Consider the following 18,219-nt stretch of genomic DNA (forward strand, 5'->3'; position numbering starts at 1 on the left):
TCCGCTAGGCGGCGGCGACGGCCGCTTGCAGGCGCGCGCAGATCGTCTCGAACGCCGCGTCGGCAAGCCAGGGGCTGTTGGACACCGTCAAGGTCGTCGCCGCGAACGCGCGCGCGTTCGGTATCGCGCCGCTTTCCTCAGCGCGCTTGCCGACGAAGGGCTGCAGGTAGCCGTAATCCGGCAGCGCGTGGATGAACAGTCGGCTGACGCCGAGGCCGGCGCCCCACAGGTCGCGCAGCGCCGCGTCGCGGCTTGCCTCGTCGCGCAGACGCAGCAGCAGGAACGGCCAGGTGCCCTCGGCGCCGGGCCGATCGTCGACGACGTCGACGCCATCGATGCGCGCCAGCCTCGCCTTGCGCCGCGCCGCCTGCGCGGTGCAGGTCTCGAGGAACGCCGGCAGACGTGCGAACGCACGAGCGCCGACCGAGCGGCGCCAGCGCCCCAGCGTGTGCAGCGGAATGTCGGCGTCGAAATCGTCGCCGACCGCGGCGACCGGATCGCCGCGCCGCAGCGCGCGGCGCAGCGGCGCGCCGTAGGCGAGGCCGAGCAGCGAAGGCCGGTACAGCGCGTGGTAGCCGAGCAGCTGCAGCGAACGCCGCAGCTCCCAGCCGAAGCGATACGGCACGATCTCGCGGCTCGTGCGCGCGAGTTCCCGCCGCAGCGTGGCATCGCGCGCGACTATCAGCCCGCCCTCGAAGGTGGTCAGGCCTTTTCCGACCGCGAGGCTGAAGAAGCCGACGTCGCCGTCGAGCCCGACCGGCCGGCCATCGCGCCGGGCGCCGAGTGCCTGCGCGGCATCCTCGATCACGAAGGCGCCCACCGCGCGCGCGATCGCGAGCGCCGCGTCGACGTCGGCGACGCGACCGGCGAGGTGCGTCGGCACGACCGCCAGCGTGTCGCGGTCGCAGGCCTGTTCCAGCTGCTGCGCGTCGAAGTCGATCGAGCCCGGCGCGAGGTCGCACAGGCGCAGTTCCAGCCCGCAATGCGCGACGGCGAGCGCGACCAGCGGACAGGTGTAGGCCGGCACGACGACGACGCTGCGGCCGCTCAGGCGATGCAGGGCGGTCAGCGCGACGACGAGGCTGGCGGTGCCGGAGCATTCGACCTGCACGTCGTCGACGCCGAGGAAATCGGCAGCGGCGCGCGCGAGGTCGCCGCGCGCTGCGGCGGAGCCGGCGAACGGCGAAAGATCGCCCCAGTACGGCGGCAGGCCCGCGGTGGGAGGAACTTCGAGGAAGCTAGGCGGGTGGCTTTTCGCCATCGGTTTCGCTGATCGCCAGGCAAACGATGCCGGCGATGATAAGCGCGCAGCCGAGCAGCTGCGGCGTGCCGATCTTTTCGTCGAACAGCACCACCGACAGCGCCATCACGCTGATGACCTCCAGGTGCGAGGCGGCGAAGGCCGGTCCGATCGGCGCGTGCTCGAGCAGGGTCATCCAGCTCAGGAACGCGCCGACGTAGCAGGCGATCGCGCAGTACACCCACGGCGTCGACAGCAGGCGCAGCACCCAGTCCAGGTTCGCCTCCGGCGGCATCGCGTGGTTCGCGGTGAGCTTGAAGCACACCTGCGCGAACGTGTCGAAGCACATCAGCACCAGGAATCCGATCAGGTAGAAGCGGCGCATCAGGCGAGCCCCACGACGGCGACGCCGGCCGCGACGAGGAGGATTCCGGCGGTGCGCAGCGGCGAGAACCGCTCGTTGAACAGGATGCGCCCGGCGATCATCACCGCGACGATGTTGATCGAGCCGAGCAGCACGCCCTCCGACAGCGGCACCAGCGAGAGGAAGGCGAGCCAGACCAGGAACTCGCCGACGTAGCAGCCCACGCCGATCCAGATCCACGGCCGCCGCGCCATCGCGCGCCAGCGCGCGGCGCCCTCGCCCAGGCCCGGCGCGGCTGCGGCGGCCTTGAACGAAAGCTGCCCGAAAGTATCGAGCAGTACATTGAGCAGCCACAGCGTGACCACGGTCGCGGACATCGAGGACCTGCGGGAGTCGGACCGGCGCTGCGGCGCCGGCTGCGGTTGGAGGCGGCGCAGTATGCCCGCGCCGGACGACAGCGTCGACCGTTCCGCACCGTCCTTGAAGATCGCGCCGGGCCCGGCGATGATGCCGGCGACGCATCGCGCCGCCGATGCGCGAGGACCCCGAGGAGAGACGGAATGAGCAGCGTGCAGGACACCGTGTTCGACATCATCGCGAAGGAGTCGGGCATCGATCGCGCGCGCATCACGCCCGAGGCGACGCTGAAGGATCTGGAGATCCAGTCGCTCGATGCCGTGCAGATCATTTTCGAGATCGAGGACCACTTCAAGATCACCATGCCCGACCGCGATCCGAACTTCGACACGGAGTCGGTCAAGGGCCTGGTCGAGGCGGTCGAGAAGCTCGTCGCCGAACAGCCGGCGCAGTCCTGAACACGACTGCGCCAGGATCGCGCATGCATCGCGTCGTCATCACCGGCATCGGCGCCGTCACGCCGCTCGGACCCAACGCCGCCGACTCCTGGCGCGCGATGCGCGAAGGACGCGCGGCGATCGGCCCGATCATCAGCCTGCCGCGCGAATCGCTGCGCTTCGGCATCGCCGCCGAAGTGCGCGACTTCGATCCTGCCGCGCATTTCGACGACAAGCGCCTGCCCCTGCTCGATCGCGTCTCGCAGTTCGCGCTGGTCGCGGCGCGCGAAGCGGTGGCGCAGTCCGGCATCGATTTCGCCGCGGATGGCCTCGGCGAGAACACCGCGGTCGTGATCGGCAGCGGCATCGGCGGCGAACAGACCCACGACGCCTCGTTCAAGCGCCTGTACGGCGAGAACAATCCGCGCCTGCATCCGCTGACGATCGTGCGCCTGATGGCGAACGCGCCGGCCTCGCACGTGGCCATCGAGTTCGGCCTGCACGGTCCCGCGTTCGCCACCGTCAGCGCGTGCTCGTCGGCCAACCACGCCCTCGCCCAGGCCTTCCACATGGTGCGCAGCGGCGTCGCCGACGCCGCCCTCGCCGGCGGCACCGAAGCGTGCATCACGCTCGGCACGGTCAAGGCCTGGGAAGCGATGCGCGTGATGGCCGACGACACCTGCCGGCCGTTCTCCAGGCAGCGCCGCGGCATGGTGCTCGGCGAAGGCGCCGGCGTGATCGTGCTGGAAACGCTCGAACACGCGCAGCGCCGCGGCGCGACGATCCTGGCCGAATTCGTCGGCGCCGGCATGTCGGCCGACGCCGGCGACATCGTGTTTCCGTCCGAGGCCGGCGCGGCGAAGGCGATCGAGCGCGCGCTGAAGGACGGCGGCCTGGCACCGGAAGACGTCGACTACGTCAACGCCCACGGCACCGCCACGCCGGCGAACGACCCGACCGAAACCAAGGCGATCCGCCGCGCGTTCGGCGCGCACGCGGACCGCCTCGCCGTCTCGTCGACCAAGTCGATGCACGGCCATGCGCTCGGCGCGGCCGGCGCGGTGGAACTCGTCGCCGCGATCGGCGCCCTGCGCGACGGCGTCGTGCCGCCGACCGCGAACTTCGGCGACGCCGATCCGGAATGCGATCTCGACTACGTGCCCAACGTCGCACGCGAGATGCCGGTGCGTGCCGCGATCAGCAACTCCTTCGCCTTCGGCGGACTCAACGCGGTCGTGGCGCTGCGCCGCGCACCTTAGGGCACGCCGGAACCGGTACGCCACGCTTTTGCGCGCCCGTCTTTACGTCGGTTTGCATGGGCGAGATTCAGCGCCGCGCGGCTAATTTCTGCTCCGAACCACGCGCTCCGTCGAGCGCATCGAAGCAGGAGAACATCATGCACCGCCCGATTCTGTCGTCGCTGATACTGGCCGCCGCACTCGTCGCCGGCGGCACCCTGAGCGCCACGCCGGCGCAGGCACGGGGAGGCGTCGTCGTCTACGCCACGTCCGCGCCGCCGCCGTTGCGCGCCGAACGGATTCCGCCGCCGCGCCGCGGCTACGTCTGGGTCGGCGGCTCGTGGGACTGGTCGCACGGCCGCTACCGCTGGGTGCCGGGCTACTGGACGCACGTGCGTCCGGGCTACCACTACGCTCCCGTGCGCTGGACGCACGGCCCGCGCGGCTGGCATCGCGAGCGCGGCCGCTGGCACCGTTGAGTCCGCCGCTGCGTGAGCGAAAAAAGGAAAGGGCCCGCATTCGCGGGCCCTTTTTTTACCTGCCGTGCGCAGCGAGGGATCAGAAGCGCAGGCGGGCGAACAGCGACGGACCGTCGAGGTCGAGATCCAGGTTCGCATCGTAGCCGCTGCGCTTGTGGTCGAGGCTGATCTCGGTCTTGCCGTATTCCGCACCGAGCCCGAGGTTGTGGAACGGGAACCACTCCACGCCGATGCGCCCGTCGTAGATGTGACCGGACAGGCTGCCGCCGTTCTTCTTCACGCCCGAGGCATTGACGTAGAAGCGCAGGGAATCGGAGAACGCATGCTTGTACGCCAGCGTGACCATCGGCGCGACCGCATCCTCGTCCCACTTGGCGCTGGCCTCGTAGGTCTGCCCGTCCGCGGTGGCGCTGCCGCTCAGGCCGAGCTTGGCGCGATAGTAGGCGGCGCCGAGACCGATGCCGAACACGTCGCTGCCGCTGCCGAACCACCAGTGGTAGGCGGCGCTGCCGATGTCGAAGTCGAACTTGCCGCGCACGCGTGCGTTGAGGTCGAACGGAACGCCCTGGAAGTTGAACTGCTCGGTCAGCGTCTGCGTTTGCGAACGGCTGAGCCGGTAGAAGTCGAAGGTGAAGCCCTGCGTGTCGAACAGCAGCAGGTCCAGTCGCGCGCGCGCGACCGATTCGTGACCGCTGCCGAGGTCGAGCCTGCCGGTCGACAGATCGTCGCTGTCGGCCTTCAGATGGGCGTCGGTGTTCAGATAGGAGCCGCCGAGCCAGATGCTGACGCGATCGAGCGCCGGCGACGGATCGGCGAACGCCGCCGGGCTGGCGGCGAGCAGGCCCAGCGCGCACAGCGCCGGCAGGGATTTGGAGTTTTTCTTCGCCACGGTCTTCCTCGCGAGTCGATCTTGATGGACCTTGAATACTGCCGCCGCGGCGGATTTGCAGAATGAACGAAGCCGTAACGAAGGAACGCGGCGCATGCGCGCAATGGCGTGCGAAGCGCGGCTTTTCTCAGCGCATCGCCGCGCGCGCGTACTGCGCCGGCGTGCATCCGACGATCCGCTTGAAGTCGCGGATCAGGTGCGCCTGGTCGGCGTAGCCGAGATCGAGCGCAAGCGCGGCCCAGTCGACGTCGCCGCCGGCGTCGATGCGCGCAGGCGCCTCGTGCAGGCGGTAGCGCTGGATCACCCATTTCGGCGACACGCCGACGTAGTCGCGGAACTGGCGCTGCAGGCTGCGCAGGCCGATGCCGAAGCGCTGCGCGACCTGCTCGATGCGCGTGATGTCGCGCTCGGCGGCCATGCACGCGGCGATGCGCGTCATCGACGCCGCGGTCGCGTCGATGTGCGCCTCGCGTGCGCGCAGGAACGCTTCCAGCTCGACGATCGTCGCGCGATGGTCGGCGCTCGCCAGTGCCCGCGGCGCGAGTTCTTCCGCCGCCTCGCCGAAGACGCGACCCAGGTCGATCGTGCGGTCGGCATAGGCGGATACCGGTCCACTCGCGAAAGGACGGAAGCCGCCCGGATGAAACTTGATGCCGAACACGCGCCCGCGGCCTTGCAGCTTCGCCGTGAAGCGGCGCGTGGTCGGGCCGGTCAAGGTGGCGCGATCGTCTTCGAGCACGATGTGCACGACCGGATGCGGCAGCGTCTCGCGCACACACGGGCGGTCGAGGTCCCATTCGACCGTCCAGTAGTGCTCGACGAACGGCGCGAGATCGGGCGAAGGCCAGTAGCGCGCGTGCGCGAAGCCCGCCGCGGAGTCGGCAGCGCGCAGAACGCCGCGCGGCGGATCGTGTTTCGGCTGGACCATGTCGCGTTTCTTCAATCCCGACGCTCGGGTGCTCGCTAGCCTGTTACCGCCGCGGTCGTCCGCACCGCGCAGGCGAAGAACCCGGCATGCGACTGACGACGCTCTGCCTGATCGCACCGGTCTTGTTCGCCGGCCCGATTCCATCCAGCATCGACCGGACCCGCTCCGGCCATTCCGCCATCCATCAGGGAACCGCCATGAAACAGCCTGCGAAGGGCGCTTTCGACGTGAAAGTGCAACCGCTCGAAGCCTACAACAAGAATCCGGACGCCGGCCTCGGCCGCATGTCGATCGACAAGCAGTTCCACGGCGACCTCGACGCGGTCAGCCAGGGCGAGATGCTGTACGCCGGAAACAGCAAGGACACCGGCGGCTACGTCGCGGTGGAACGCGTGACCGGCACGCTGCACGGCAAGCGCGGCGCTTTCTCGCTGCAGCACAATGCGACGCGGACGCCCGGCGAGGCCCATCTGAACATCATCGTCGTGCCCGGCTCGGGCACCGGCGAACTCGCCGGGCTCGACGGCACGATGAAGATCGTCATCGCCGAGGGCGGCAAGCACTACTACGAATTCGATTACGAACTTGCCGAGTGAGCACCACTGGCGAGGCTGTCGAAGAAGCATCTCTCGCAGAGACGCGGAGGAAAGAAAAGCCTTCTCGCCGAAACGCTTTCTCTGCGCCTCTGCGAGAAAGCTTTCTTGCCGCGGCGTCAGCCGAATGTCCGCCGCGGCGCTGCCGTCACACGCTGCGCGCGAGATCCGCCGCCACCTGCTTCGCCGCGGCCAGCGTCGCCGCCACGTCCTCGCGCGTGTGCGCGGTGGAGACGAACAGGTTCTCGTACGCGCCCGGATGGAACAGCACGCCGCGCTCGAGCATGCCCTGCCACCAGCGGCGGAAGATGTCCTGGTCGGCGCGGCGCTCGGCGTCGCGGTAGTTGTGGATCTCTTCCTTGGCGAACCACACCTGCATCAGCGGGCCGAGGCCAACGACGTAGGCCGGCAGGCCCGCCTCGCTCAGCACCTTGCCCAGGCCCAGGCGCAGCTCGTCCGACACCGCGTCGAGCTTTTCGTACAGGCCCGGAGTCGCCAGTTCGTCGAGCGCCGCGTTCGCCGCCGAGATCGCGATGCCGTTGGCGCTGTAGGTGCCGGCCATCGAGACGGTGCCGTTGGCGACCAGCGCCATGATGTCGGCGCGCCCGCCCATCGCGGCGACCGGGAAGCCGCCGCCGATGCCCTTGGCGAACACCGACAGGTCCGGCGTGACGCCCAGACGTCCCTGCGCGCCGGCCAGGCCGAGGCGGAAGCCGGTGATCACCTCGTCGAAGATCAGCACGATGCCGCGCTCGCGCGTCAGCTCGCGCATCGCCTCGAGATAGCCGGGCCTGGGCAGGATGCAGCCGGTGTTGCACATCACCGGCTCGGTCAGCACCGCGGCGATGGAATCGCCCTCGCGCGCGATCGCATCGGCCAGCGCCTGCGGATCGTTCCACGGCAGGATGAGCAGGTTCTCCTCCACGCCCTTCGGCATGCCCGGGCCCTGCGGCACGGCCACCGGACGGTCGTCGGGACCGGCCTTGGCGATGGACGGATGCTTGCTCCAGTACACGCCGTCGGAGAAGCCGTGGTACATGCCTTCGAAGCGGATGATCTTGTTGCGCTTGGTGAACGCGCGAGCGAGCCGCGTCGCATAGAGCACCGCCTCGGTACCGGTATTGCACAGGCGCACCTGCTCCACGCTCGGCACCGCGGCGACGATCTTCTCGGCCAGGCGCGCTTCGTCGGCGGTCGGCAGCGCGAACACGGTGCCGCGCGACTGGATGAAGTCGACCACGGCCTGCGTCACGCGCGGCGGCCGGTGGCCGAGCAGCATCGGCCCGAGGCCGAGCAGGTAGTCGATGTATTCGTTGCCGTCGACGTCGGTGAGGCGCGAACCCTGCCCGCTCTCGACGAACAGCGGATAGGGTGACCATCCCGACCACGTCGCGCGCGCGGTGCTGTTGACGCCGCCCGGGATCAGCTTGCAGGCGGCCTCGAACAGGCCGGCGCTGCGGGCCGTGTCGAGGCCGGCGACCAGGGGAGTTTTCGAGCTGTCGATGTTCAAGGGATGCGACTCCAGAATGACGGACCGGCCCGCGCCGGGCGCGGAGGATCGAAAAGGCTTCGGAACAATGGCGGCGCGCCGGATGCCGGCGCGGCCGCTGCGGCTCAGGCCGCCTGCAGCGACGCCGCCAGCGGCACTTCGCTGCCGTGCGCGGCGAGTTCGCCGGCGATCAGGGTCGGCAACAGGTCGACCGCGTCGGCGAAACTGGTGATCGGCACGTACGGGATGCCGGCCGAGCGGCAGTGTTCGATCAGGCGATGCTTGGCGAACACGAGATCCGCTTCGCCGGCCACGCAGAAATCGGACGCTCCGTCACCGATCAGCAGCACGCGCTGGCGTTCGGCGTGCGCGCGACCGGCGCACGAGCACTTGCAGTTGCCGCTGCGGCAATCCGCGCTGCCGTACGGGAACTGGAGTTTCCAGCTGCGCGCGCCGACCGCTTCCAGACGATTCGCCACGATCGGCAGGTCGCCCAGGTCGTAGGCGCCGAGGATGCGGCGGATCGCGTAGTCCAGGCCGTCGCTGACCACCGCCAGCGGCATGCCCGCCTCGCGCGCGGCGGCCGCGAACGCGGGGAAGGCGCGATCGATCGCCATACCGTCCAGATGCGCGTCCAGTTCCTCGCGGCTGGCGTCGAGCAGGGCGATCTGGCGCTCCATGCATTCGCGCGAGCCGATCTCGCCGCGCTTCCAGGCCTGCTCGATCGCCTGCCAGCCGGGCCGGCCGAAGCGCTCGAGCAGGGAATCGGTGATGTCCTCGACCGAGACGGTGCCGTCGAAGTCGCACAGGATCGTCCAGTGGGACATGGATCTGCGTTTTCCGCGAATCCCGGCGGGATTCTTCGCGGCGAACAGGGTAGTGGCGGGTGTCTTTCAGCCGGCTTTCGGCAACGCGGCCTTGCCGGCGCGCGTTCAGCGCCGCGAATAGGCCTGCTCGCGCGCGGTCTGCAGCTGCCGGCGCAGGTATTCGTCGCGCTCGATGCCGCCCGGAATCTCGCGCATCGCCATGACCTGCGCGACGATCTCCTTTTCGCGCGCCTTGTAGTCGAGGAAGCGAGGATCGGGCGAGGAAGCGCGCTCCTGTGCCGCCTGTTCGGCTTCGACGCGGTAGCGCGCGGCAATGTCGGCGATGCGGCCGTCGCGCTCGGCGGGATCGTCGATGCCGCTGCGCGTCAGCGCCACCTCGAGCATCATCGCCTCGCCGCCGGCGAGGTAGCGCCCGGCCGCGTACTGCCGTACCTGCTCGCGCAACGCGTCGGCTTCCGCACGGCGCCGCTCGGGTTCCAGCCCGGCGCCGGCGCGCAGGAAACTCAACGTGCGTTCCTTGAAGCGCGTGAACGACCGCCAGCGCGCGGCCGCGCCGTCCTCGTCCTCGTTCACGACGGCGGCGCCACCGGTCGCCGGCGCCACTGCGTCGCGCACGGGCGCAGCATCGGTCGCCGTCGCGACAGCCGGGACGGTCGGCGCGGCGCGATTCTCCGCCGGACGCATCGCGCGGTAGCCGAGCGCCAGGATCAGCGCGCCGACGGCGAGGCCGACGAGCACGCGTGGCCAAGCAGGACGGTTCGTGGTCATCGTGTCGATGCGCCCGGGCGAGGCGGCGGAGACGGTGCCCGCCGCCTCGCCCCGCGCCCTCAGCCGCTGGTGCCGAGGACGAGATTGACGAGCTGGTACAGCAGATTCGGCGGCTTGGCGCGATCGGCCGCGTCGCTGCTTTCCGAGGCGTGCATCACCGGCCCCTGTCCGTCGAGCACGCTGTCGATGAAGTCCTTCAGTTCCAGCTCCTGCTCCTGGATGTCGGAATTCTTCAGGTCCACGATCAGGTTGCAGTGGCTCTCGTTGAGCGCGCGGTACTGCGGGAAATAGCCGCCGAAGTTCGGCAACCCGCTCAATGTCGCGCTCAGCCGCTGCGTGTCGATGCGCCAGCGCTCCAGGTTCAGCGCATCGCGCACCTCGCCGGTGGCGCCGGCGCTGTCGGCGTAGAAGCGGCCGTAGGAGTAGTCGGAGAAGTCGCGGTCGTGCCAGAAGTGCGAGGTGCCCATGCGGTCGCCGGGCAGCTTGTTCGCCAGCGCGGCGTAGGCCGAGCCGTAGTCGTCGGCGTCGAGACCGGGCACTTCCGCGGCGAGGTAGCCGAACAGGGCGTCGGTGTTCCAGGTCTGGCGGATCTGCTCGTGCAGCAGCACCGACGGATACTGCGCCGGGTCGGCGCCGGTCGGCGCGCTCATCAGCGGGCCGGAGTCCGACAGCAGGAAGCCCCGGTTCGGCGCCATGTCGCGCCGCAGCGGGTAGTAGTGGATCAGGCTGCCGACGCCGCCGGCGCTGCTGCCGGAAAGCACCAGCTGCGCCGGACGCTGCAGGTGGTTCTTGAGCCAGGCCGCTACCGCGCGCGTGTTGCGCACGCCGTTGTGGTGGACGACGGTCGGATTGCCGCCGTCCGCGTCGGTGTAGACCGCCACCTTGTCGCCGCCGCTGACGTCGCCGGTGCAGTACGGCACGTAGACCAGGGTCCAGGACTGCGTCTTGACGAAGTCGAGGAACGGCGGCACGCGCTCGACCAGCGGCGTGATCAGGTTGTGGGTCAGGCTGGTGACCAGCGCGTTGCCGAGCGCGGAGAGATCCACGTCCGAGTACGCCAGGCTCATGTAGTAGTCGGGAATGCCGTGCATGTTGATCGCGCTGCGCACGCCGTCGCCGCCGATCACGCACGAATCGTAGTCCCAGCACGCGCCGCCCGGCTCCATGTAGAGCAGCATGTTGCTGGTGTTCGGCGCGCGGTTGACGAAGAACTTGTACGGCGAACCGTCGGCGCAGGCCGCGCCGGTGCTCGGGTCGACCTGCACGGTCTGCCACACGCCGTAGGCGCCGGGCGAGAAGCCGTCGTCGAAGCCGGAAGGATGGTCGAGCAGCGGGTACTGCGCGGCATCGTGCTGCGCCGGCGTGACGGGATTGTCCGCCCGCGGCGGAAACAGCAGGTTGAGGCTCGTGCGCCAGGCGTCGTAATCGCCCTCCTCGGCGTGCGCGCCGGCGAACGGCACGGCGAGCCCCAGCACGGCGAACGCACAGAAACGCTTGCACCGGTCTTTCATCATGGCGGAATCCTCCAGGATGGACGATGGACGTGTTCGAACAAGATTGGATTACCTAATTTAATCTTCCGTTTGAAACCATCGTAGGCTGACGCAGCCCGGCCCCGCCTTCTGAGACGGAATTCAAGAATCCGGGCATGCGCGAGCGAAGCCGCGCGATGCGGCGGCGCGGGAAGCGTTGGGGATTCGAGGCGGCCGCGCCGCGAACGCGGCGGGCGGATCAGCGCTTGAAGCGCACCAGCACGCGCTGGCCGATGCGGAACTCGCCGCCGTCGAGCTGCAGCACGCATTCGACGTCGTGCGCGCCGGCGCGCTCGACCGGATCGTCGGCCAGCCGGCTCGGGCCGAACACCTCGCCCACGCGCAGCACGCGCGCGGGGATGGCCTCGCCCTGGTCGGAATCGCGCACGATCTCGGCCTGCATGCCCGGTTTGACCAGGTCGACGTAGGCTTCGTTGAGCTCCGCGCGCACGATGCGCGGGCGGTTCGGCAGCAGCTGGAACAGCTCGGTCGCCAGCTGCGTCGACACCGCGTCGCCGACGTGCGCCGAGCGGCGCACGATGCGTCCGGCCGCCGGCGCCTTGATGCTGCGCGCGTCGAGTTCGGTGTGCGCTTCCTCGACCTGCTGGTGGGCGAGCTTCACCGCCGCTTCGGCGACGGAGGTTTCGGCCTTCAGCACGGCCAGCGCGGTGGCCGCGTCGTCGGCCGACTGGCCGGTCGCGGCGCCGGCCCCGGCGGCTTCGCCGAGCCGCTGCGCCTGCTGCTGCGCCTGCGGCAGCTTCGCCTTCAGCACGCCGACCTGCGCCTCGGCCTGGGCCAGCCGCGCCTGCGCGGCGCCGAGCGCGATCTTCGCCTGGCGCGGATCGATCGTCGCCAGCACCTGTCCCGCCTCGACGGCATCGCCGTCCTCGACGCGGATGTCCTCCAGCCGTCCGTCGCGCGGAGCGACGATGCGGATCAGCCCGCCCTCGACGTCGACCTGGCCGCGCGCCATCGCCAGGTACGGTCCCGGCGCGGGCACCGCGGCTGACTTCTCGCGCCGGCCGTCCGAACACGCGGCGAGCGCCGACGCGAGCACGACCGCGGCGAAGCGGCGACCGTACGCGCCGAACCGATTCTTCCCGAATGCTTTCGCTGGAGCCGCCGACACAGGTTCCCTCCGCAAGCCAGACAGCATAGCAAACCCCGGTGTCACGCTTCGCAGCGTCGTTTCGGTCGTCATGCCGGCGCCTGCGCGGTGATGCGGCGGTCGGACAGGATGCGTCCGTCTTCCATCGCCAGCACGCGATCGGCGTGCGAGATCAGGCGCTGGTCGTGGCTCACGCACAGCACGGTCGCGCCGTGGGTGCGCGCGATGCGGTGCAGCGTGTCGATGACGATCTGGCCGTTGGCGGCGTCGAGCGCACTGGTCGGTTCGTCGGCGAACAGCAGCTGCGGCTCCTTCGCCAGCGCGCGCGCGATCGCCACGCGCTGCTTCTCGCCGCCGGACAGCTCGGCCGGCCGCAGCCGCATGCGGCTGGCCAGGCCCACTTCCTCCAGCGCGGCCGTCGCGCGCCGGCGCGCGGTGGCGTCGTCGAGGCCGAGATAGCCGAGCGGCAAGGCGACCTGCTCGATCGCGTCGAGCGCCGGAAAAAGATTGAAGCCCTGGAACACGAAGCCGGTGTGGCGCAGGCGGAAGCGCTCGCGTTCGCGCGGCGACAGGCGCGCCAGGTCCTGGCCGAGCGCGAACGCGCGTCCGCCGTCCGGGCGCAGCAGCGCACTGAGGATCGCCAGCAGCGTGCTCTTGCCGCAGCCCGACGGCCCGGAGACCAGGGTCAGCTCGCCGGCCTGCACCTCGACCGACAGCCCGCGCAGCACCTCGGTGCGCACCGCGCCGGTGACGAAGGACTTGCTGAGGTGGTCGGCGATCAGCGCGGCGCTCATGCGAAGCCCGTCAGCGCAGCAGCAGGGCCGGATCGGCGTGGCGCAGCGCGCGCACCGCCATCAGGCCGGAAACGAGGGCGATGCCCATCACGGCGATCGCGCAGACCGCGACGGTGAGCGCGTCGAGCTGCACCGGCACGTCGCGCCGGTTGGCGAGCCAGACGATCAGCGCGGTGACCAGTCCGCCGACGACCAGGCCGAACGCGCCGACCCAGGCCGACTGCTTCACGACCACGCCGCGCAGCGCCGAGAAGCCGACGCCGAGCGCGTGCAGGGTCGCGTATTCGCGGATGGAACCGGCCACCGCACCCATCAGGGTCTGGCTGGTGATCACCGCGCCGACCAGGAACACCACCGCGGCGAGGAAGATCACGCCGAGGCCGGCGCCGGTCTCGAACATCCAGTAGGTGACCGCGCGGTGCGCGAAGGCGCGCTGGGTCCAGATCTCGTAGCGGCGCGTGCCGCCGGGCTGCAGACGCTTGCGCACTTCCTCGGCGCGCTGCGGATCGCGCAGCTTGACCACATAGTAGGCGACGTCGCCGCTTTCGTTGTCGGCTTCGAGCCGGCGCGCGGTCGCCAGGGAGGTGACGATGTTGACGCCGCCGAGCGCGCGCAGGCCGTTGCCGACGCCGACGATGCGCACGCGCTTGCCGTTGACCACGGCCTGCGCTCCGACGTCGATGCCGAGCTTGGCCAGGTCCGCGCGATCGATGATGACGCTGTCCGGCTCGTCGAGCTGCGCGCGCAGTTCCGGCGCGAGCACGTCGGCGAACATCATCGCGTCGGGCCGCGTGTCGATGCCGGAGATGAACACCGACACGCCGCCCTTGTCGGCCGGTCCGCGCCAGTCGCCGTCGATCCAGCGGAACGGCTCGACGCGCTCGACTTCCGGATCCATCAGCAGCTTGATCTGCGCGTCGTGCGGAATCGGCCGACCCAGCTCGATGCTCTGCGTGCCGGGATAGCCGGCCCACAGGTCGCCGCCGGATTTCTTGATGTAGACCGCCGCGCTGTTGAAGATGCCGAGCACCAGCGCGGCCTGCACCAGCAGCAGCAGGCCGCAGAACGCGACCGCCAGCGCGGAGGGCAGGAAGCGGCGCCACTCGTGGACGAGGGTCTTGCGCGCGAGCGGCACCATCAGGACGCGCCCTTGCCCGTTTCGGCGGCCGGTTCCGGCGGCGGCAGCGGCGCGCCGCCGAGCGACTTGTACAGCGCGATGAAGGCGATGCTGCGCGCCTGTTCCGCCTGCGCGGCTTCCAGCCTCGCCTGCAGCAGGGCGTTGTCCGCGGCGGTGCGGTCCAGCCCGTCGGCAAGGCCGAGGCGGCCGAGCGTCACGGTGGCGGCGGCGCTGCTCGCCAGCCCGTCGATGCCGCGCGCCAGCGCGGCGGCGCGCTCGCTCTGCTGCTGCAGCGTGGCCAGCGCGGTCTCCGCCTCGGCGACGCCTTCCAGCACCGCCTGCCGGTAGGCCAGCACGCTGGCCGAGAGTGCCGCGTCGCGCGCGTCGACCACGGCCTGTCGCGCGCCCCAGTCGAGCAGCGGAATGTCGATCGCGGGGCCGATCGTGACGATGCCGTCGGCGTCGGACAGGCGCGTGTGGCCGATCACGCGCGCCGCGTAGGTCAGCGAACCGCCGATGCCCAGGCGCGGATACAGGTCGGCCTGCGCCAGGCCCAGCTCGCCGGCCGCCTTCAGCACCTCGTTCTCGGCGCGGCGGATCTCCGGACGCGTGCGCAGCAGGTCGGCCGGTGCGCTGGCGATGCGCAGGCTGCCCAGCCGCGGCGGCGCGCCGGCGGCGACGAGGTCGGTGCCGGCATGATCGAGCCCGAGCAGCACGGCAAGCTGCTGCCGGCAGCGCTCGATCTCCAGCCGCGGCTCGTACAGCGCGGCCTCGGCGGACGCCTGCCCGGCCTGTGTCTGCGCCAGCTCGTTCGCCGAGGCCAGGCGCAGGCGCTGCCGCGTGGCGGTCAGCTCGGCCTTGTCCTGCGCGAGCTTGCGCGCCTGTTCGAGCAGGCCCAGGCGCTGTTCGGCGCCGCGCAATTCGACGTAGGTGCGCGCGACCTCGGCGACCACGCTCACGCGCGCGGCCTGCGCCTCGCTGCGCGCGACGCCGAGTTCTCCCGCGGTCACGCGCGCGTGGCTCTGCGCCCGGCCGAACAGGCCGAACTCCCACTTCGCGTCGAAGCCCATCTGGAAATAGCTGGCGCTGTTGTCCGGCACCGGCTCGGCGAAGGTGCGGATGCCGGCCTCGGGCAGGTATTCGGCGTAGGTGCGGCTGTCCAGCGAGCGCGCCGCGCCGATGCGCAGCGCCGCCTGCTGGAGGGTCAGGTTGCCGGCCAGCGCGCGCTCGACCAGCCGGTCGAGTTCGGTGTCGTTGAACGCCTTCCACCAGCCGTGCAGGTCGGGCGCCGGGCCGAGCGCCGCGTCGTCGGCCGGCGCGTGCTGCCATCCGGGCGGCGTCTCGCGCGGCAGCTGCGGCAGATGCGGCGTCGCGCAGCCGGCGAGCGCGGCGCCGAGGACGAGCGGCAGCAGCCGCCGGAGCCGGCCCGGCCGATCGAGGCCGTGCGGCAGCTGCGGATGTGCGGGGCGTCGATCCATGCGCGGTGTCGAAAGCTGGAAAACTGCGCTGGACGCGCGGCGCAAGTCTAGCCGGTTCGCGTCCGCTTGCGCGTGAAAGCGCGGTTCTCTCAGGAGGTCAGCTCCGCCAGGAACGATTCGCCGTAGCGCTCCAGCTTGCGCTCGCCAACCCCGCTGATCGCGCCGAGCGCGGACAGCGTCTGCGGCCGTTCGCGCAGCATCGCCAGCAGGGTCGCGTCGTGGAAGATCACGTACGCCGGCACGCCCTGCTCCTTCGCCAGCCGCGCGCGCAGCTCGCGCAACGCGTCCCAGCGCGGGGCTTCGTGCGGCGCGATGTCGAGCACGGCGCGCGCGCGTTCGCCGCGCGCCGTCTGGCGCTTCGCGCGGCGGCCGGCGCGATCGGCCTGGCGGCGCAGGTGCACCGCCTGTTCGCCGCGCAGCACCGCGCGGCTGGCCTGCGTCAGGCGCAGCGTGCCGTAGCCCTCCTCGTCCGGCGTCAGCAGGCCGGTGGCGACGAGCTGGCGGAACACGCCGCGCCACTGCTGCTTGTCGAGGTCGGCGCCGATGCCGAACGTGCTCAGCTGGTGATGGCCGAGCGACTGGATGCGCTCGTCCGTCTCGCCGCGCAGCACCGCGGTCAGATGCGCCACGCCGTAGCGCTGGCCGGTGCGGTAGACGCACGACAGCGCCTTCTGCGCGGTCACGGTGGCGTCCCAGGTCTCCGGCGGATCGAGGCAGTTGTCGCAGTTGCCGCAGGGCTCGGCCAGCGTCTCGCCGAAATAGGCGAGCAGGCGCTGGCGCCGGCACGCGGTCGTTTCGGCATAACCGAGCAGTTCGTCGAGCTTGCGCCGCTCCACGCGCTTGCGCTCCTCGCCGGCCTCCGACTGCGCGATGAACTGCGCCAGCGTGACCACGTCGCCGAGGCCGTAGCAGAGCCAGGCGTCCGAAGGCAGGCCGTCGCGGCCGGCGCGGCCGGTCTCCTGGTAGTAGCCCTCCATGCTCTTGGGCAGGTCCAGGTGCGCGACGAAGCGCACGTCCGGCTTGTCGATGCCCATGCCGAAGGCGATCGTGGCGACCATCACCAGGCCGTCCTCGCGCAGGAAGCGCTGCTGGTTGCGCGCGCGCAGCACCGCTTCCATGCCGGCGTGGTACGGCAGCGCGTCGAAGCCCTCGCCGGCCAGCCACTCGGCCGTGTCCTCCACCTTGCGCCGCGACAGGCAGTAGACGATGCCGGACTCGCCGCGGTGCGCGGCGAGGAAATCCTTCAGCTGGCGCCGCGCGTCGTCCTTCTCGACCACGCGGTAGCGGATGTTGGGCCGATCGAAGCTGGCGACGAACTGGTGCGCCGATTCGAGCGCCAGCCGCTCGACGATCTCGCGCCGGGTCGGCGCGTCGGCGGTGGCGGTCAGCGCGATGCGCGGAATCTGCGGGAAGCGCTCGTGCAGCAGGGTCAGCTCGCGGTACTCGCGGCGGAAGTCGTGCCCCCACTGCGACACGCAGTGCGCCTCGTCGATGGCGAACAGGGCCACCGGCGTGCGTTCGATCAGGTCGAGGCAGCGCTCGGTCAGCAGGCGCTCGGGCGCGACGTAGAGCAGCTTCAGCTCGCCGCGCGCGAAGCGCTTCTCCACCTCGCGCTGCTCCAGCGCGTCGAGGCTGGAGTTCAGGAACGCCGCCTCCACGCCGAGCTGGCGCAGCGCGTCGACCTGGTCCTGCATCAGCGCGATCAGCGGCGATACCACCACCGCGCAACCGTCGCGCAGCAGCGCCGGAATCTGGTAGCACAGCGACTTGCCGCCGCCGGTCGGCATCAGCACCAGGGCGTCGCCGCCGCCGGCGACGTGTTCGACGATCGCCTGCTGCTCGCCGCGGAACGCGGGGTAGCCGAAGACGGAATGCAGGATCTGCTCGGCGCGGGAAGACGAAGAAGACATCCTGCGATGCTAGCAAAGCGCATCGGCTCGCCGTCGGATTCCGTGGCCGCCGCCGTAGAATCGCCGCCGCGACGGAACCCGTTGCGACCGTGGAATCCTCGACCTTGTCCACCGATGCCCGCGCGCGATCCGGCCGACCGCTCGATTTGCGTGTCGTCTCGAGCGAGGCGATCCGCGGCGCGCTGCGCGAAGAGCTGCTGTCGCTGTGCTCGCGCGCGTACGAGGAGGACTTCTCGCCGTTCCTCGACCTGCTGTCGCCGGCGACGCACGTGCTGGCGCGGCTCGACGGCGAGCTGGTCAGCCACGCGGCCTGGATCGGGCGCGAGCTGCGCGCGGCGAACCTCGCGCCGCTTCGGACTGCCTACGTCGAGGCCGTGGCGACCGCGCCGGAGCACCAGGGCCGCGGATACGCCAGCGCGGTCCTGTCGCGCCTTCCCGCTCTCCTCGGCGATTTCGCGCTGGCCGCCCTGTCGCCGTCGGACGACGGCTACTACCGGCGCCTGGACTGGGAGCTTTGGCGCGGCCCGCTGTCGTACCTCGATCCCGGCGGCGCCGAGATCGCGACGCCGGAGGAACAGGTGATGATCCTGCGGCTGCCGCTGACCCCGCCGGCGCTCGATCTGCACGCTCCGCTGTCGACCGACTGGCGCGCTGGAGAGGTGTGGTAGCCG

At 70.8% G+C, this 18,219-nt stretch carries 19 protein-coding genes; 5 read left to right on the forward strand and 14 right to left on the reverse strand.

Annotated elements, in window-relative coordinates; translation table 11 throughout:
* Positions 1 to 4 precede the first annotated feature (4 nt).
* From ACFO6Q_RS02835 to ACFO6Q_RS02845, 3 genes are read right to left on the reverse strand one after another with little or no spacing between them, the layout of a single operon-like run.
* On the reverse strand, positions 5 to 1,261 hold the full coding sequence (locus tag ACFO6Q_RS02835; protein WP_380018995.1) for a DegT/DnrJ/EryC1/StrS family aminotransferase: 1,257 nt from the start codon (positions 1,259 to 1,261) through the stop codon (positions 5 to 7).
* Entirely contained in the window at positions 1,239 to 1,625 is a 387-nt protein-coding gene (locus ACFO6Q_RS02840; RefSeq protein ID WP_380018996.1) for a DMT family transporter, read from the reverse strand. The genes ACFO6Q_RS02835 and ACFO6Q_RS02840 overlap by 23 nt, the downstream gene beginning before the upstream one ends.
* Complete coding sequence (locus tag ACFO6Q_RS02845; RefSeq protein ID WP_380018997.1) at positions 1,625 to 1,981, reverse strand: EamA family transporter; 357 nt, start codon at positions 1,979 to 1,981, stop codon at positions 1,625 to 1,627. Before ACFO6Q_RS02845 ends, ACFO6Q_RS02840 begins: the two co-directional genes overlap by 1 nt.
* Positions 1,982 to 2,164: 183 nt before the next feature.
* Here ACFO6Q_RS02845 and ACFO6Q_RS02850 point away from each other — a divergent pair, with 183 nt between their 5' ends.
* The 3 genes from ACFO6Q_RS02850 to ACFO6Q_RS02860 all read left to right on the forward strand — a co-directional run bounded on the left by ACFO6Q_RS02850 (position 2,165) and on the right by ACFO6Q_RS02860 (position 4,115).
* Positions 2,165 to 2,419: an acyl carrier protein gene (locus ACFO6Q_RS02850; RefSeq protein ID WP_380018998.1), complete on the forward strand. Its 255-nt coding sequence runs from the start codon at positions 2,165 to 2,167 to the stop codon at positions 2,417 to 2,419.
* Between the two features lie 23 nt (positions 2,420 to 2,442).
* On the forward strand, positions 2,443 to 3,657 hold the full coding sequence (locus ACFO6Q_RS02855) for a beta-ketoacyl-[acyl-carrier-protein] synthase family protein (protein WP_380018999.1): 1,215 nt from the start codon (positions 2,443 to 2,445) through the stop codon (positions 3,655 to 3,657).
* Between the two features lie 137 nt (positions 3,658 to 3,794).
* Complete coding sequence (locus tag ACFO6Q_RS02860; protein WP_380019000.1) at positions 3,795 to 4,115, forward strand: YXWGXW repeat-containing protein; 321 nt, start codon at positions 3,795 to 3,797, stop codon at positions 4,113 to 4,115.
* A 79-nt stretch (positions 4,116 to 4,194) separates the two neighbouring features.
* On the opposite strand, the gene ACFO6Q_RS02865 is transcribed toward ACFO6Q_RS02860, so the two are convergent.
* Together ACFO6Q_RS02865 and ACFO6Q_RS02870 are read right to left on the reverse strand one after the other, a co-directional pair.
* Positions 4,195 to 5,004, reverse strand: coding sequence for a hypothetical protein (locus tag ACFO6Q_RS02865; RefSeq protein ID WP_380019001.1), 810 nt, complete (start codon positions 5,002 to 5,004; stop codon positions 4,195 to 4,197).
* 127 nt (positions 5,005 to 5,131) lie between these two features.
* On the reverse strand, positions 5,132 to 5,932 hold the full coding sequence (locus ACFO6Q_RS02870; protein ID WP_380019002.1) for a DUF6597 domain-containing transcriptional factor: 801 nt from the start codon (positions 5,930 to 5,932) through the stop codon (positions 5,132 to 5,134).
* Between the two features lie 197 nt (positions 5,933 to 6,129).
* Here ACFO6Q_RS02870 and ACFO6Q_RS02875 point away from each other — a divergent pair, with 197 nt between their 5' ends.
* Positions 6,130 to 6,528, forward strand: a complete 399-nt coding sequence (locus ACFO6Q_RS02875; protein ID WP_380019003.1) for a DUF3224 domain-containing protein — start codon at positions 6,130 to 6,132, stop codon at positions 6,526 to 6,528.
* Positions 6,529 to 6,673: 145 nt separating this feature from the next.
* Here the strand turns inward: ACFO6Q_RS02875 and ACFO6Q_RS02880 are convergent, their stop codons facing one another.
* The 9 genes from ACFO6Q_RS02880 to recQ form a co-directional block, all read right to left on the reverse strand.
* Entirely contained in the window at positions 6,674 to 8,035 is a 1,362-nt protein-coding gene (locus ACFO6Q_RS02880; protein ID WP_380019004.1) for an aspartate aminotransferase family protein, read from the reverse strand.
* A gap of 104 nt (positions 8,036 to 8,139) precedes the next feature.
* Complete coding sequence (locus ACFO6Q_RS02885) at positions 8,140 to 8,841, reverse strand: MtnX-like HAD-IB family phosphatase (protein WP_380019005.1); 702 nt, start codon at positions 8,839 to 8,841, stop codon at positions 8,140 to 8,142.
* A 105-nt stretch (positions 8,842 to 8,946) separates the two neighbouring features.
* Positions 8,947 to 9,609: a hypothetical protein gene (locus tag ACFO6Q_RS02890; protein WP_380019006.1), complete on the reverse strand. Its 663-nt coding sequence runs from the start codon at positions 9,607 to 9,609 to the stop codon at positions 8,947 to 8,949.
* 59 nt (positions 9,610 to 9,668) lie between these two features.
* A complete protein-coding gene (locus tag ACFO6Q_RS02895; protein ID WP_380019007.1) occupies positions 9,669 to 11,123 on the reverse strand; it encodes a pectin acetylesterase-family hydrolase in 1,455 nt (484 codons plus the stop codon).
* Positions 11,124 to 11,340: 217 nt separating this feature from the next.
* Positions 11,341 to 12,141, reverse strand: coding sequence for an efflux RND transporter periplasmic adaptor subunit (locus ACFO6Q_RS02900; protein ID WP_380019008.1), 801 nt, complete (start codon positions 12,139 to 12,141; stop codon positions 11,341 to 11,343).
* Positions 12,142 to 12,338: 197 nt separating this feature from the next.
* Entirely contained in the window at positions 12,339 to 13,043 is a 705-nt protein-coding gene (locus tag ACFO6Q_RS02905) for an ABC transporter ATP-binding protein (RefSeq protein WP_380019009.1), read from the reverse strand.
* Between the two features lie 10 nt (positions 13,044 to 13,053).
* A complete protein-coding gene (locus ACFO6Q_RS02910; protein ID WP_380019010.1) occupies positions 13,054 to 14,181 on the reverse strand; it encodes an ABC transporter permease in 1,128 nt (375 codons plus the stop codon).
* On the reverse strand, positions 14,181 to 15,638 hold the full coding sequence (locus ACFO6Q_RS02915; protein WP_380019011.1) for a TolC family protein: 1,458 nt from the start codon (positions 15,636 to 15,638) through the stop codon (positions 14,181 to 14,183). Before ACFO6Q_RS02915 ends, ACFO6Q_RS02910 begins: the two co-directional genes overlap by 1 nt.
* Positions 15,639 to 15,727: 89 nt before the next feature.
* Positions 15,728 to 17,548: a DNA helicase RecQ gene (gene recQ, locus ACFO6Q_RS02920; RefSeq protein WP_380019012.1), complete on the reverse strand. Its 1,821-nt coding sequence runs from the start codon at positions 17,546 to 17,548 to the stop codon at positions 15,728 to 15,730.
* A gap of 146 nt (positions 17,549 to 17,694) precedes the next feature.
* Here recQ and ACFO6Q_RS02925 point away from each other — a divergent pair, with 146 nt between their 5' ends.
* On the forward strand, positions 17,695 to 18,216 hold the full coding sequence (locus ACFO6Q_RS02925; RefSeq protein ID WP_380019013.1) for a GNAT family N-acetyltransferase: 522 nt from the start codon (positions 17,695 to 17,697) through the stop codon (positions 18,214 to 18,216).
* Positions 18,217 to 18,219: the final 3 nt, after the last annotated feature.

The organism is Dokdonella ginsengisoli (assembly GCF_042652785.1).
GTDB lineage: Bacteria > Pseudomonadota > Gammaproteobacteria > Xanthomonadales > Rhodanobacteraceae > Dokdonella_A > Dokdonella_A ginsengisoli.

Coding starts and splice junctions, on each gene's coding strand:
- ACFO6Q_RS02835 (WP_380018995.1), bottom strand. CDS start 1,261: ATGGCGAAAAGCCACCCGCCTAGCTTCCTCGAAGTTCCTCCCACCGCG.
- ACFO6Q_RS02840 (WP_380018996.1), bottom strand. CDS start 1,625: ATGCGCCGCTTCTACCTGATCGGATTCCTGGTGCTGATGTGCTTCGAC.
- ACFO6Q_RS02845 (WP_380018997.1), bottom strand. CDS start 1,981: ATGTCCGCGACCGTGGTCACGCTGTGGCTGCTCAATGTACTGCTCGAT.
- ACFO6Q_RS02850 (WP_380018998.1), top strand. CDS start 2,165: ATGAGCAGCGTGCAGGACACCGTGTTCGACATCATCGCGAAGGAGTCG.
- ACFO6Q_RS02855 (WP_380018999.1), top strand. CDS start 2,443: ATGCATCGCGTCGTCATCACCGGCATCGGCGCCGTCACGCCGCTCGGA.
- ACFO6Q_RS02860 (WP_380019000.1), top strand. CDS start 3,795: ATGCACCGCCCGATTCTGTCGTCGCTGATACTGGCCGCCGCACTCGTC.
- ACFO6Q_RS02870 (WP_380019002.1), bottom strand. CDS start 5,932: ATGGTCCAGCCGAAACACGATCCGCCGCGCGGCGTTCTGCGCGCTGCC.
- ACFO6Q_RS02875 (WP_380019003.1), top strand. CDS start 6,130: ATGAAACAGCCTGCGAAGGGCGCTTTCGACGTGAAAGTGCAACCGCTC.
- ACFO6Q_RS02885 (WP_380019005.1), bottom strand. CDS start 8,841: ATGTCCCACTGGACGATCCTGTGCGACTTCGACGGCACCGTCTCGGTC.
- ACFO6Q_RS02890 (WP_380019006.1), bottom strand. CDS start 9,609: ATGACCACGAACCGTCCTGCTTGGCCACGCGTGCTCGTCGGCCTCGCC.
- ACFO6Q_RS02895 (WP_380019007.1), bottom strand. CDS start 11,123: ATGATGAAAGACCGGTGCAAGCGTTTCTGTGCGTTCGCCGTGCTGGGG.
- ACFO6Q_RS02905 (WP_380019009.1), bottom strand. CDS start 13,043: ATGAGCGCCGCGCTGATCGCCGACCACCTCAGCAAGTCCTTCGTCACC.
- ACFO6Q_RS02910 (WP_380019010.1), bottom strand. CDS start 14,181: ATGGTGCCGCTCGCGCGCAAGACCCTCGTCCACGAGTGGCGCCGCTTC.
- ACFO6Q_RS02915 (WP_380019011.1), bottom strand. CDS start 15,638: ATGGATCGACGCCCCGCACATCCGCAGCTGCCGCACGGCCTCGATCGG.
- recQ (WP_380019012.1), bottom strand. CDS start 17,548: ATGTCTTCTTCGTCTTCCCGCGCCGAGCAGATCCTGCATTCCGTCTTC.